At 74.7% G+C, this 13,273-nt stretch carries 14 protein-coding genes; 8 read left to right on the forward strand and 6 right to left on the reverse strand.

The features are described from left to right. Positions 1–314 precede the first annotated feature (314 nt). Genes O2V61_RS00005 through O2V61_RS00015 form a run of 3 tightly spaced genes read right to left on the reverse strand, consistent with a single transcriptional unit; the run spans position 315 to position 2,292 of the window. Entirely contained in the window at positions 315–1,013 is a 699-nt protein-coding gene (locus O2V61_RS00005; RefSeq protein WP_269181286.1) for a hypothetical protein, read from the reverse strand. After that, on the reverse strand, positions 1,010–1,933 hold the full coding sequence (locus O2V61_RS00010) for an ABC transporter ATP-binding protein (protein WP_269181287.1): 924 nt from the start codon (positions 1,931–1,933) through the stop codon (positions 1,010–1,012). Before O2V61_RS00010 ends, O2V61_RS00005 begins: the two co-directional genes overlap by 4 nt. Beyond that, the gene (locus O2V61_RS00015) at positions 1,930–2,292 is read right to left on the reverse strand and encodes a GntR family transcriptional regulator (RefSeq protein ID WP_269181288.1); all 363 of its coding nucleotides are present in this window, start codon (positions 2,290–2,292) and stop codon (positions 1,930–1,932) included. The genes O2V61_RS00010 and O2V61_RS00015 overlap by 4 nt, the downstream gene beginning before the upstream one ends. 157 nt (positions 2,293–2,449) lie before the next feature. Between O2V61_RS00015 and O2V61_RS00020 the strand changes: the two genes are divergently transcribed. The 8 genes from O2V61_RS00020 to alc are packed head-to-tail and all read left to right on the forward strand — an operon-like array spanning position 2,450 to position 9,440. Continuing rightward, a complete protein-coding gene (locus O2V61_RS00020) occupies positions 2,450–2,752 on the forward strand; it encodes an urease subunit gamma (protein WP_269181289.1) in 303 nt (100 codons plus the stop codon). A 32-nt stretch (positions 2,753–2,784) separates the two neighbouring features. Beyond that, entirely contained in the window at positions 2,785–3,123 is a 339-nt protein-coding gene (locus O2V61_RS00025) for an urease subunit beta (RefSeq protein ID WP_269181290.1), read from the forward strand. Beyond that, the gene (locus O2V61_RS00030; RefSeq protein WP_269181291.1) at positions 3,123–4,844 is read left to right on the forward strand and encodes an urease subunit alpha; all 1,722 of its coding nucleotides are present in this window, start codon (positions 3,123–3,125) and stop codon (positions 4,842–4,844) included. Before O2V61_RS00025 ends, O2V61_RS00030 begins: the two co-directional genes overlap by 1 nt. Before the next feature lie 13 nt (positions 4,845–4,857). After that, entirely contained in the window at positions 4,858–5,505 is a 648-nt protein-coding gene (locus O2V61_RS00035) for an urease accessory protein UreF (RefSeq protein ID WP_269181292.1), read from the forward strand. A 12-nt stretch (positions 5,506–5,517) separates the two neighbouring features. After that, positions 5,518–6,198 carry an urease accessory protein UreG gene (gene ureG / locus O2V61_RS00040; RefSeq protein ID WP_269181293.1) on the forward strand — a complete coding sequence of 227 codons (681 nt, stop codon included), beginning with the start codon at positions 5,518–5,520 and terminating at the stop codon, positions 6,196–6,198. After that, positions 6,195–6,917, forward strand: coding sequence for an urease accessory protein UreD (locus O2V61_RS00045; protein WP_269181294.1), 723 nt, complete (start codon positions 6,195–6,197; stop codon positions 6,915–6,917). Before ureG ends, O2V61_RS00045 begins: the two co-directional genes overlap by 4 nt. Continuing rightward, the gene (gene allB / locus O2V61_RS00050; protein ID WP_269181295.1) at positions 6,914–8,272 is read left to right on the forward strand and encodes an allantoinase AllB; all 1,359 of its coding nucleotides are present in this window, start codon (positions 6,914–6,916) and stop codon (positions 8,270–8,272) included. The genes O2V61_RS00045 and allB overlap by 4 nt, the downstream gene beginning before the upstream one ends. A 31-nt stretch (positions 8,273–8,303) precedes the next feature. After that, complete coding sequence (alc, locus tag O2V61_RS00055) at positions 8,304–9,440, forward strand: allantoicase (protein WP_269181296.1); 1,137 nt, start codon at positions 8,304–8,306, stop codon at positions 9,438–9,440. A gap of 30 nt (positions 9,441–9,470) precedes the next feature. On the opposite strand, the gene pucD is transcribed toward alc, so the two are convergent. From pucD to O2V61_RS00070, 3 genes are read right to left on the reverse strand one after another with little or no spacing between them, the layout of a single operon-like run. Further along, positions 9,471–11,915 carry a xanthine dehydrogenase subunit D gene (gene pucD, locus O2V61_RS00060; RefSeq protein ID WP_442929159.1) on the reverse strand — a complete coding sequence of 815 codons (2,445 nt, stop codon included), beginning with the start codon at positions 11,913–11,915 and terminating at the stop codon, positions 9,471–9,473. Continuing rightward, on the reverse strand, positions 11,912–12,421 hold the full coding sequence (locus O2V61_RS00065; RefSeq protein ID WP_269181298.1) for a (2Fe-2S)-binding protein: 510 nt from the start codon (positions 12,419–12,421) through the stop codon (positions 11,912–11,914). Before O2V61_RS00065 ends, pucD begins: the two co-directional genes overlap by 4 nt. Then, positions 12,418–13,245 (reverse strand): FAD binding domain-containing protein, encoded by an 828-nt coding sequence (locus O2V61_RS00070; protein ID WP_269181299.1) that lies wholly within the window; start codon positions 13,243–13,245, stop codon positions 12,418–12,420. The genes O2V61_RS00065 and O2V61_RS00070 overlap by 4 nt, the downstream gene beginning before the upstream one ends. Between the last annotated feature and the right edge of the window lie 28 nt (positions 13,246–13,273).

Below are 13,273 nucleotides of genomic sequence, written 5' to 3' on the forward strand. Positions count from 1 at the left end.
GGAGAGTAGGACGCCGCCGGACATAACTCCCAGGACGGGGTCACAGCTACGGCTGTGGCCCCGTTCCTGCATTTCCGCCCTTCCTGCACTGCTGATCTTCGGACCTTCTGTCCGTGGGCTCCTGTCTGCGTCCCAGGCCGTTGCCCAGCTCCCGCACGAGAAGTCCGATCGGGCTTCAGTGTCAGGGCGATCGTGCGTCCGGGGCTGTTCGTCAGGGTCGTGCTCGTTTCGTCAGCGGAGGTATGCGCAGCCGGGTGCGCCGAACGGCCGGCGCGTAGGGGACGCGGCCGGCCGTCGGGTGATGCATGGCGACATCACGGAACCGCGCGGCGCAGCCCCAGGTAGGCGAGGGCAGCGAGGGCGAGGGCGGCGACGGCGGGGAGCCCGATGGTCCAGGACTCGACCGATCGGTCGCTCAGCCAGGCCCCCAGCTCGTCCCAGGCCTGGCGCCAGGTGAGCAGGAGGATCAATCCACCCACCCCGACGATGCTGGCGGCCGTGAGGGCGTAGATGCCTGCTGTCCCCCAGCGCTTGAACAGCACGCCGAGGCCCATGCCGAGGAAGGCGCAGGCCAGCATCGGGACCGCGAAGACGACCACCTGCAGCGCCGGGTTGCCGACGTCGACCGCTCCGGGAGCCCAGAAGTCCAGCCCGACGCCCCATCCGTTGGTGGCGTTCTCGATCGCGGTCAGCGCTGTGAGCACCAGGCCGTAGCCGAGCGCCTCGACCGCGGCCACCAGCGCCGTCCCCAGGTAGAAGACCCGGCGGCTGAGGCTGAGTCCCATCGCGAAGGGGAACATCATCGTCACCGCCTGGATGAAGCCCTCGATCACGGTGATGTACAGCGCCGCCAGGCCGCCGGTGTTCGCTTCGCTCGCCTCCGTGGCCACGTCGGCCAGGCCCCAGATCGCCAGGTTGACCGCGAACGCCAGCGCGACGATCGCCCAGGCGATGCCGATGGAGACGAGCGGGTTGATCAGCTGGAGCCGGGCGGCGCCGAGGACGCGGTTCATCGGGGGGCTCCCTGGAGGGCGGGGTGATCAGGGGTCGACGACGCGGCGCTCGTGGTCGCAGCGAGGCTCATGGCCACCACGAGCCGCTGGATCGAGGTCTGCTCGGCGGTCAGGCCGAGGGCTGCGGCGTCCTGCCGGGCGGTGGCGGTCGTCGTCCGGACGATCGCCCGGGTCTGACCGGCCATCGACTCCTGGTGGAGCACCTCATGGGTGGCCCCGAAGGTGGCGACCTGGATCGCCGGTCCGGTGACGGTCAGTGCCGTGGCGCGCAAGGTCTCTGCATCGGCGTCGAGCAGCATCCGGCCGCGGTCGATGAGCAGCACGTGCTCGAGGAGGTCGCTGATCTCCTCGGTCAGGTGCGTGGAGAGCACGATCGTGCGCGGGTGCTCGGCATAGTCGGCCAGCAGGCGGTCGTAGAACAGCTGGCGTGCGACGGCGTCCAGGCCCAGGTACGGCTCGTCGAACAGGGTGACCGGTGCCCGCGAGGCCAGGCCCAGGACGATGCCGACGGCCGAGTTCATCCCGCGGGACAGCTTCTTGATCGGCCGCTTCCGGGGCAGGTCGAAGTCGGCGAGCAACTGGTCGGCGAGCGGCTGGTCCCATCGCGGGTAGAGCCGTGCGGCTGCCGAGACGGCGTCGCAGACCCGGAAGTGGTCCGGGTACCGCTGGCCCTCCTTGACGAAGCAGAGCCGGCTCAGCACGGCGTCGTTCTCGTACGGTGCGGCACCGAGCACCTGGACCCGACCTGCCGTGGGCACCCGGTGGCCGGTGAGCAGCTGCATCAGGGTGGTCTTGCCGGCGCCGTTCCGGCCGAGCAGGCCGGTGATCGTGTCCGCCTCCACCGAGGTGGAGATCTCGGTCAACGCCGTGTGGCCGCGGAAGCGCATCGTGACCCCCTCCAGCGTGGCGGCGGCGGTCACGACCGGCCTCCCCGGTCGCGCAGCATCTGGGCGATCTCGGCGATGCTGATGCCGACCTTGTCGGCCTCGGCCAGCAAGGGTGTGAGGTACTGCTCGGCGAACTCGCTGCGGCGCCGCTTGAGCAGCTGCTCGCGAGCGCCGGTGGCGACGAACATCCCGACTCCTCGTCTCTTGTAGAGGACCCCGTCGGCGACCAGCTGGTTCAGGCCCTTGGCCGCGGTGGCGGGGTTGATGCGGTGGAAGGTGGCCAGCTCGTTGGACGAGGGGGCCTGGCTCTCCTCGGGGAGGGAGCCGTCGACGATCCCGTCCTCGAGCTGCGTCGCGATCTGTCGGAAGATCGGGCCGGCGTCCTCGTTCACCCGGGCCCACGCCCCTTCCTGCTCGTGGGTTCATTACTCATGTAATGAACCATAGGACTGGTCGTACGAGCCGCACAAGCCCCCGCAACGTGACCGTCACACGGGCCGGTTAGGTTCCTGACTCCGCCGGCCCGCCGACGTCAGGAGGACGACGCCCGTGTTGCTGTCCCCGCACGAGCAGGAGCGGTTGATGCTCAGCTACGCCGCTGAGCTCGCCCGCCGCCGTCAGGCCCGAGGCCTGAAGCTCAACCTCCCCGAGGCGACCGCGATCGTCACCGACCACGTGCTCGAGGGCGCCCGGGACGGTGAGCTCGTCACCGACCTCATGCAGTCCGGGCGCACCGTGCTCACCCGGGACGACGTGATGGACGGCGTCCCCGAGCTGCTGGAGGAGGTGCAGGTGGAGGCGACCTTCCCGGACGGGACGAAGCTGGTCACGGTCCACCACCCGATCCCGTGAGCGCCAGCGAGCGGGACCATCGAGCAGAGCCCGTGAGCGCCAGCGAGCGGGACCATCGAGCAGAGCCCGTGATCCCCGGCGAGGTCATCACCGCCGAGGGGGTCATCGAGACCCTCCCCGGCGTGCCGCGGATCGAGCTGGCGGTGCACAACACCGGCGACCGGCCGGTCCAGGTCGGCTCGCACTTCCACTTCGCCCAGGCCAACCGGGCGCTGGCCTTCGACCGCGCCGCGGCGCACGGTCACCGGCTGGACATCGCCGCAGGCACGGCCGTCCGGTTCGAGCCCGGCATCCAGCGCACCGTCACCCTCGTCCCGCTGGCCGGCGCCCGCGTCGTCCCCGGGCTCACTGCGGAAGGTGGGCTGGCCTGATGGTGCAGCTGTCCCGGGAGCGCTACGCCCAGCTCTACGGCCCGACGGTCGGCGACCGGATCCGGCTGGCCGACACCGACCTGCTCATCGAGGTCACCGAGGACCGCTGCGGTGGTCCGGGGCTGGCCGGTGAGGAGGCGGTGTTCGGCGGCGGCAAGGTGATCCGCGAGTCGATGGGGCAGGGCCGGGCCACCCGCGCCGAGGGCGCCCCCGACCTGGTGATCACCGGCGCGGTCGTGCTGGACCACTGGGGGATCGTCAAGGCCGACGTCGGCATCCGCGACGGCCGGATCGTCGCGCTGGGCAAGGCCGGCAACCCGGACACGATGGACGGCGTCCACCCCGATCTGGTCATCGGTCCCGGCACCGAGGTGCTCGCCGGCAACGGCAAGATCCTCACCGCCGGCGGCATCGACTGCCACGTGCACTTCATCTGCCCGCAGATCGTGCCCACGGCGATCGGCTCGGGCATCACCACGATGATCGGTGGCGGCACCGGGCCGGCCGAGGGCTCCAAGGCCACCACGGTCACCCCGGGGGACTGGTACCTGGCCCGGATGCTCGAGGCGATGGACGGCATGCCGGTCAACGTCGCCCTGTTCGGCAAGGGCAACACCGTCTCGGTCGACTCGCTCGAGGAGCAGCTGCGGGGCGGGGCCAGCGGCTTCAAGCTGCACGAGGACTGGGGGTCCACGCCGGCGGCCATCGATGCCGCGCTCACCGTGGCCGGGCGCAACGGCGTCCCGGTCGCGCTGCACTCGGACACCCTGAACGAGGCCGGCTTCGTCGAGGACACCCTGGCCGCGATCGCCGGCCGGACCATCCACGCCTACCACACCGAGGGCGCCGGGGGTGGGCACGCGCCGGACATCATCACCGTCGCCGGGCACCCGAACGTGCTGCCCAGCAGCACGAACCCGACCCGGCCGCACACGGTGAACACGCTCGACGAGCACCTCGACATGCTCATGGTCTGCCACCACCTGGACAGCTCCGTGCCCGAGGACCTGGCCTTCGCCGAGAGCCGGATCCGGCCGACGACGATCGCCGCGGAGGACCTGCTGCACGACCTCGGGGCGATCTCGATGATCGGTTCCGACGCCCAGGCGATGGGCCGGGTCGGCGAGGTCGTGATGCGCACCTGGCAGACCGCGCACGTGATGAAGCGCCGCCGCGGCTCCCTGGCCGGCGACGGCGCCGCCGACAACCTGCGGGCCCGCCGGTACGTCGCCAAGTACACGATCTGCCCTGCGGTGGCGCACGGCATCGACGGCGAGGTCGGGTCGGTGGAGCCGGGCAAGCTCGCGGACCTGGTGCTCTGGGACCCCAAGACCTTCGGCGTCCGGCCGCACGTCGTCCTCAAGGGCGGGATGATCGCCTGGGGGCAGATGGGCGACGCCAACGCCTCCATCCCCACCCCGCAGCCGGTGCTGCCCCGGCCGATGTTCGGCGCGTACGGCCGGGTGCCGGCGCAGACCTCGGTGCACTTCGTCGCCCCGGCCGCGATCGAGGGCGGCCTGGCCGACCGGCTGGCCGTCGACCGGCGGCTGGTCGCGGTCAGGGACACCACCCGGCTGGGCAAGGCGGACATGCCGGAGAACACCGCGCTGCCGGACATCCGGGTCGACCCCGAGACCTTCACGGTCGCGATCGACGGCGAGGTCTGGGAGCCCGACCCGGTCACCGAGCTGCCGATGGCCCAGCGGTACTTCCTCTTCTGATGGCCGGCTCCCGATGACCGCCGCGCTGCTCACCCTCGCCGACTCCCGGCTGCCTGCCGGTGGCCACACCCACTCCGGCGGCGTGGAACAGGCGATCGCGGCCGGGCTGCTCTCCGACCCCGGGTCGCTGGCGGCCTTCCTGCGCCGGCGGCTGGCCACCTCGGGTGCGGTGGCCGCCGGGCTCGCTGCGGCCGCCTGCCGGGCGGCGGACGCCGTCGACCCGGTGGCGTCCCTGGCCGCGCTGGATGCCGAGGCCGACGCCCGCACCCCTTCCCCGGCGCTGCGGGCGGCCTCCCGGCAGCAGGGCCGGGGGCTGGTCCGGGTCGGCAGCCGCGCCTGGCCGCACCCGGCCTGGGCGGCGCTGCCGGCGCAGCCGCACCACCCGCTGGCGCTCGGGGTCGCCGCGGCGACCGGCGGGCTGACCCCGCGGGACGCCGCGCACGCCGCCGCGTACCTGTCGATCAGCGGGCCGGCCACCGCCGCGCAGCGGCTGCTGGCGATGGACCCGATCACCGTGGCCGCGGTGACCGCCCGGCTGGCCCCCGAGGTCGACGAGGTCGCCGGCGCGTCCATCGGCGGCCTGCCCGCAGCCACCGACCCGCTCCTCGACCTGCTCGCCGAGGTGCACACCGCACGCAACGACCGCTTCTTCGCCTCATGACCGGGAGTGCACATGCCGCCTGACCACCGGATCGACGACTACGTCGACCCGTACACCCCGGAGCACCGGCACGGCGGGCCCCTGCGGGTCGGCCTCGGCGGCCCGGTCGGCTCCGGCAAGACCGCCCTGGCCGCTGCGCTCTGCCGCACGCTGGGTGCCGAGTACGACCTCGCCGTCGTCACCAACGACATCTACACGACCGAGGACGCCGACTTCCTCCGCCGCAACGCCGTGCTGCCCGACGACCGCATCGAGGCGGTGCAGACCGGGTGCTGCCCGCACACCGCGATCCGCGACGACATCACCGCCAACCTCGACGCCGTCGAGCTGTTGGAGTCCCGGCACCCGGGGCTGGAGCTGGTGTTCGTCGAGTCGGGCGGGGACAACCTGACCGCCTCGTTCAGCTACGGGCTGGTCGACGTCCAGGTGTTCGTGGTCGACGTCGCCGGCGGGGACAAGGTGCCGCGCAAGGGCGGGCCGGGGGTGACCGCATCCGACCTGCTGGTGGTCAACAAAACCGACCTCGCGCCGCTGGTCGGCGCCGACCTCGGCGTGATGCGCCGCGACTCCGACGCGGTGCGGGGCGACAAGCCCACGCTGCTGATCTCGCTGCGCGAGGACCCGGCGGCGACCGAGGTGGCCGAGTGGGTGCGGGAGCAGGTGCGCGCGAAGGCGTTGCAGACGGCGTCGTGAGGACGCTGGTGGAGGTGGTGGCCCGGTGCGACGCACGGGGTCGCACGGTCCTGCCGGTCGTGCGCGCCAGCGGCCAGCTCGCGGTGCGGCGCACCGGGGCGGCCTCCGTGCACCTGGTCGCGACGGCGTTCGGCCCGCTGGGCGGGGACGACGTGGAGATCCGGCTCGTGGTGGAGGCCGGCGCCCGGCTCGCCGTGCACTCGGTCGCCGCCGCCGTCGTGCTGCCCGCCCGGGGGGAGTCCCCGCCCTCGCGGCAGGTGGTGCGCGCCGAGGTCGCCGGCGTGCTGCACCTCGCGCCGGAGCCGACGGTGGTCACCGCGCGGGCCGACCACCGGGCCGAGCTGCACGCCCAGCTGTCCGACGACGCCGAGCTGACCGCCACCGAGCAGGTCCTGCTCGGCCGGGTGGGCGAGGAGCCGGGGCGGTGGACCGGCACCACCCGCATCGAGCGGCACGGCCGCCCGCTGGTGCACACCACGATCGGGCTCGGCCCCGGTGCGCCGGCCTGGCTGCCGCCGGTCGCGCCGCGGGCCTACGTCTCCACGGTCTCGATGGGTGGCCCGCAGGCCGAGGTGGCGACCGGGGTCGACGCCGTCCGGCTCCCGCTGCCCGGCGGCTGGGTGGGCACCGCGTGGGCGGAGGAGCTGCACGAGGCGGTGACCCGGCTGGCGTCGGTGACGCCGCGTCCGGTCCAGGATCTGGTCGAGGTGGCGCGGTGAGCGCGGCGTTCGTCGTCCGGGCCCGGCGGGTGGTGCTGCCCGACGGCGAGCGGCCGGCCGCGGTGCACGTGCGGGACGGCGTCGTCGTCGCCGTCACCGGGTTCGACGAGGTGGGCGACCAGGTCGTGACCCTCGACGACGACGAGGTGCTGCTGCCCGGGCTGGTCGACAGCCACGTGCACGTCAACGAGCCCGGCCGCACCGAGTGGGAGGGGTTCGCCTCGGCGACCCGGGCCGCGGCGGCCGGCGGGATCACCACGATCGTCGACATGCCACTGAACTCGATCCCGCCCACGGTCGACGTCCCGGCGTTGCACGTGAAACGCGCGGTCGCCGAGGGCCAGGTCAGCGTGGACGTCGCCTTCTGGGGTGGTGCCGTGCCCGGCAACGCCGGCGAGCTCCGGCAGCTGCTCGCCGCCGGTGCCGTCGGCGTGAAGTGCTTCCTGCTCGACTCCGGGGTGCCGGAGTTCCCGCCGCTGGACGACGCCGGTCTCCGGGCCGCGCTCACCGAGCTGGCCGCGGTCGACGGGCTGCTGATCGCGCACTGCGAGGACGACGACGTGATCACCGCCGCCCCGCAGGCCGGTGGGCGGAGCTACGCCGACTTCCTCGCCTCCCGGCCGGGCGCTGCGGAGGAGACCGCGATCGGCCGGCTCATCGCCGCCGCCCGGGACACCGGCGCCCGGGTGCACGTCGTCCACCTGGCCGACGCCGGTGCGCTGCCGATGCTGCGGGCCGCCCGGGCCGAGGGGGTGCGGATCACGGTCGAGACCTGCCCGCACTACCTGACCTTCAGCGCCGAGGAGGTGCCCGACGGCGACACCTCCTTCAAGTGCTGCCCGCCCATCCGGGAGGCCGGGCACCGGGAGGCGCTGTGGCAGGCGCTGGCCGCCGGGGACGTCGACCTGGTGGTCAGCGACCACTCGCCGTGCACGCCGGAGCTCAAGCGGCTGGACGTCGGGGACTTCGCGCTCGCCTGGGGCGGGATCGCCGGGCTCCAGGTGACCCTGCCGGTGGTCTGGAGCGGCGCCCGGGCCCGCGGGTTCGGGCTCACCGACGTCGTCCGGTGGATGTCGGCCGCGCCGGCGCAGCTCACCGGGCTGACCGGCAAGGGTGCGATCGCCGTGGGCAAGGACGCCGACCTGGTCGCCTTCGCGCCCGACGAACTGTGGCGGGTGGCGCAGCTGCACCACCGCAACCCGGTCACGCCCTACGCGGGGCGGGCGCTCACCGGGGTGGTCCGCCGGACGTGGCTGCGCGGGCAGCCACTGGTGGACGGGGCAGCTCCCCTCGGCCGGCTGCTGAGCCGCACGGAGGCGGACCGGGTCGGCGCCCCACCCGCCGTGCCACAGTGACCCGCGTCCACCCCGATCCGTCTGGAGCCCGATGACCGTCCCTGCCCAGTCCGGCCCCTCCTTCCTGGCCCTCCCCGACCTGGCCCGCCGCGACCTCGGTGGCGCCGTCGTCGCCGCGAACGACGAGTTCTTCGCCGCCAGGGAGAACCTGGTGCTGCCGCACCCGGCCGTGCCGCGCGCCGAGTTCGGGCACAAGGGCAAGGAGTACGACGGCTGGGAGACCCGGCGGCGCCGCAGCCCCGGGCACGACTGGGCGATCGTGCGGCTCGGGGCGCCGGGGATCGTGGCCGGCGTCGTCGTGGACACCGCGTTCTTCACCGGCAACTACCCGCCGCAGGCCTCGCTGGAGGGCGCTGCGGTCGAGGGGCACCCGTCGGTCGAGGAGCTGACCCGGGCCGACTGGCAGCCGCTGCTGCCGCTGTCGGACCTGGCCGGGGACACCGCCAACGCCTTTCCGGTGGACTCCGACCGCCGGTACACGCACGTGCGGCTGGCCATCCACCCCGACGGCGGGGTGGCCCGGCTGCGGGTGCACGGCACCGTCGTGGCGGACCCGCGGCTGGCGGACGCCGGCCCGGTCGACCTGGCCGCCCTGGAGAACGGCGGGCGGGTCACCGGCGTGAGCAACGCCCACTACGGCAGCCCGCACCAGCTGATCGGCCGCGGGACGGCCCGGTCGATGGGGGAGGGCTGGGAGAACGCCCGCCGCCGCGGCCCGGGCAACGACTGGGTCGACCTGGACCTGGCCTGCGAGGGCGTGGTCACCCTGGCCGAGCTGGACACCTCGTGGTTCCTGGGCAACGCCCCGGGCGCCGCCTCGCTCACCGGCCGCACCGCCGACGGCGCCGAGGTCGAGCTGCTGCCACGCACCCGGCTCCAGCCGGACACCCGGCACCGGTTCGTGCTGGACGGCGCCCCGGGCGTCAGCAGCGTCCGGCTCGACGTCTTCCCGGACGGCGGGATGGCCCGGCTGCGGCTGTGGGGGCGCCCCACCGCTGCCGGCCGGGCCGCGCTGGGGCGCCGCTGGTTCGACGCATTGCCCGACGTCCAGGCGCTGGAGGTGCTGGGCTCCCTCGGCGTCGACCCGGCCGAGGCAGGCCGGCTCGTCGGCAACCGCCCGCTGCCCGGCGACGTCCCACCCGCCGTCCGGACGCTGCTCGACGGCTGAGCGACCCGAGCGGCCGGACCCGCGGCCGGGTCACGGGCCGGGCGGGGCGCCCTCCTCGGCCATGGTGCCGAGGGCGGCGTCGGGCTCCTCGTCGACCACCACGCCGGGCGGCCGGGACGGGTCCGGAGGGCGGGGGGTCGTCCAGGTGACCGTCGGCGGGGCACCGATCCCGAGCGCGATGTGCTCGGGCCTGATCGGCACCGCCGGCAGCGGCAGCCCGGTCGCCGCCCGGACGGCGGCGGCGACCACCGGCACCGCCGTCACCAGCGGCGGCTCCCCGACGCCCTTCCAGCCGTGCGGCATCCCCGGCTCGGGATCGGTGACGTAGGTGGAGACGATCTCGGGGGCGTCGACGATGGTGGGGATCAGGTAGTCCTGGAGGTCGGGGTTGGTGATCCGGCCGTCGATGACGACGACCTCCTCCATCAGGGCCAGCCCCATGCCCTGCACGATGCCGCCCTCGATCTGGCCGAGCAGCTGGGTCGGGTTGACCACCGTGCCGACGTCCTGGCAGGAGGCGATCTGCACGACGGTGACCAGCCCGAGCTCGACGTCCACGTCGACGACCGCCCGCTGGGCGGAGAAGCCGAAGCCCACGTACATCCGGGCCTCCGGCGAGCCCAGGGGGAACGTGTCCGGGTGCTGGAAGTGCTCGGTCGCCCGGAACGTCTGCCCGGGGGCCGCGGCGGCGACGGAGGTGAGCGGCTTCCCGGCCGCGCAGACCACCCCGTCGGCGATGGTCAGCTCGGCGGCGTCCAGGCCGTGCGCCCGGGCCAGCCGGCCGAGCAGCCGGTCGCGCACGGCGAGGCAGGCGCGATGGACCGCCGTCCCGGACGCCATGGTCTGCCGGGACGCCGACGTCGAGCCGGCCGAGGCGACCAGCGTGTCCGGCTGGGTGACCTCCACCGTGCTCGCGCCCAGCACGGTGCGGGCCACCTGCTCGGCGACGGTGACGAAGCCCTGGCCCACCTCGGCGCAGGCGGTGTGCACCGTGGCGTGGCCGTCGCAGAGGCTGACCTCCGCCGTCGACTCGTCCACGTGCCCCTCGCTGAACGCGAGGTTCTTGATCGACACCGCGTAGCCGATGCCCCGCCGCACCGTGCCGCCCTCGGCCGACCGGCCGACCCCACCGGGCGCCTTGCGGGCGGGCCCCTCGGGCAGCGGGAGGCGGGCGACCCCCTCGATCACCTCGCGCACCGGCGTGGGGGCGTCGAAGCGCTGCCCGAACGTGGCCACGTCACCGCGCTGCAGGGCGTTGCGCAGCCGGATCTCCACCGGGTCCAGCCCCAGGGCGGAGGCGAGCGCGTCCAGCTGCGCCTCGTGCGCGAACGCCGCCTGCGGCACGCCGAACCCGCGCATCGCCCCGCAGGAGGGGTTGTTGGTGCGCACCGACCAGCCCTCGAACCGGCCGTTGTCCACCCGGTAGGGGCCCTGCAGCAGGGTGACGGTGTTGGTGATGACGACGGGGGAGGTGCTGGCGTAGGCGCCGCCGTCGAGCAGCACCCGGCCCTCGACGCTGACGATCCGGCCGTCGGCGTCGGCGGAGTGCCGCAGCCAGATGCTGCCCGGGTGGCGCTGGCGGTGGGCGAGGAAGGACTCCTCGCGGGTGTACTCGACCTTGACCGGCCGACCGGTGGCCAGGGCGAGCAGGCAGGCGTGGACCTGCAGGGTGACGTCCTCGCGGCCACCGAACGCCCCGCCGACGCCGGCCAACCGCAGGTGCACCTTCTCCGGCGGCAGCCCGGTGGCCCAGCCGATCTGCCGCTGGTCCGAGTGCAGCCACTGGGTCGCCACGTCCAGTGCCACCCCGCCGTCCGGCGTCGGCCACGCCAACCCGGCCTCGGGGGCGAGGAAGGCAGGGTCCTGCATGCCGATCCGGTAGGTGTTCTCCACGGTCACCACGCCGCGGGCGTCCGGGTCGCCGCAGCTGTAGGCGACGTGCCGGTAGACGTTGCCGTCGGGGTGCACCGGGTCGGCGTCCCGGGCCAGCTCCGGGTCGGTGAGCGCCGGCAGCGGCTCGTAGTCGACCTCGATCGCCCGCAGGGCCCGGCGGGCGGTGGCGGCGTCGACCGCGGCGACCACCGCCACCGGCTCCCCGGCGTACCGGACGACCCGGTCGGCGAGCACCGGCTCGTCGCGCAGGGTCAGCCCGACGTGCAGGTCGCCGGGGACGTCGTCGGCGGTCAGCACGGCGTGCACGCCCGGCAGGGCGCGGGCGGCGGTGAGGTCGATCCGGGTGATCCGGGCGTGCGGGTGCGGCGAGCGCAGGGTGTCGCCGATCAGCATCCCCTCGGCGGCCAGGTCGCCGGCGTAGGAGAACTCCCCGCGCACCTTCGCCGGCCCGTCCGGCCGCCGCACGGAGGAACCGATTCCGCTGTGCGCCTGGCCCCGTCCAGAGGCTCGCCCCGAGCCGGCGAGGGGTGAGGAGGACGGGGTCCTCCCACCGATCCCGCTGGGGGCCCCTCCGCCGTTCACGGGGCCTCCTGCTGGCGGCGGGTGCGGGCGGCGGCCTCGACCGCGGCGACGATCCGGCCGTAGCCGGTGCAGCGGCACAGGTTGCCGTAGAGGGCCGCCTCGATCTCGGTGCGGGTCGGGTCCGGGTTCGTCTCCAGCAGCTCGGTCGCCGCGGTGACGAAGCCGGCGGTGCAGATGCCGCACTGCACGGCGCCCTCGGCCAGGAAGGCCTCCTGCACGTCGGACAGCTCGCCGTCCGGCCCGCCGATCGAGGCGATCGTCGCCACGCTGCCGCCCGCTGCGGTGGCCGCCGGTACCAGGCAGGCGCAGAGCACGTGCGGCGCCCCGTCGCCGAGGTCGGCGCGCACGGCGCAGGCCCCGCACCGGCCGTGCGCGCAGCCGGTCTTCGGGCCGCGCACGCCGAGCCGATCGCGCAGCACGGTGAGCAGCGACTCCGACCAGCGGGCGGTCACCTCGTGCCGCACGCCGTCGACGGTCAGCTCGAAGGCCACCTCGTCGGGGGTCATGCCGCCGCCCCCTGCGCGCGGGTGACGAGTCGGACGGTGAGCACGCCGAGGGCGTGCCGGCGGTAGGCGGCCGAGGCGATGGTGTCCTCCGGTGGGTCGACGGCGGCAGCGACGGCGGCCCGCAGGTCCTCAGCGGTCGCCCGGTGCGCGAACAGGGCGGTCGCGGCGGTGTCCACGGCGTCGGCGCGCAGCGGGGTGGGGCCGGCGTTGCCGAACGCCAGCCGGACGGCGCCGTCCCGGCAGGTGATCGCAACGCTGACGGTGGCCACGAACTGGGCGTTGCGCCGGCCGACCTTGGCGTAGTCGGCGAAGCCGGTGGGCACCGGCAGCCGGACGGCGGTGAGCAGCTCGTCCTCGGCCAGCCGGGTGCGGCCGGGGGCGGTGACGAACCCGTCGAAGGGGACGACGCGGGTGCCGGTCGCCGAGGTGAGCTCCAGCGTCGCCCCGCCGGCCAGCAGGGTGGGCAGCAGGTTCCGGTAGGGCAGCGCGCTCACCACGTTGCCCCCGATCGTGGCCTCCGTGCGCACCAGCGGGGTGCCCAGCGAGGACGCCGCCGCCCGCAGCCCGGCGTCGGGCGCGCCGGTGAGGGCCGCGACCGGGGTGCCGGCGCCGATGACCAGCTCGCCGCCGACCGTCGTCGTCCCGCGCAGGGCACCGACCCGGCGCAGCGACACGAAGCCGGCCGCCCTCCGGTTGCGCCACAGCAGGTCCGGCATCACCTCGGTGCCCCCGGCGACGACGATCGCGTCCGGGCGGTCGGCCAGGGCGGTCAGGGCCTCCCCGACGGTCTCGGGGAGGGCGAAACAGGGTGCAGCGAGGAGCACGCGGGGCCTCGACTTCCGTGATGGGACG

This window comes from Modestobacter sp. VKM Ac-2985, from assembly GCF_026967925.1.
In the GTDB taxonomy this organism is placed as follows: domain Bacteria; phylum Actinomycetota; class Actinomycetes; order Mycobacteriales; family Geodermatophilaceae; genus Modestobacter.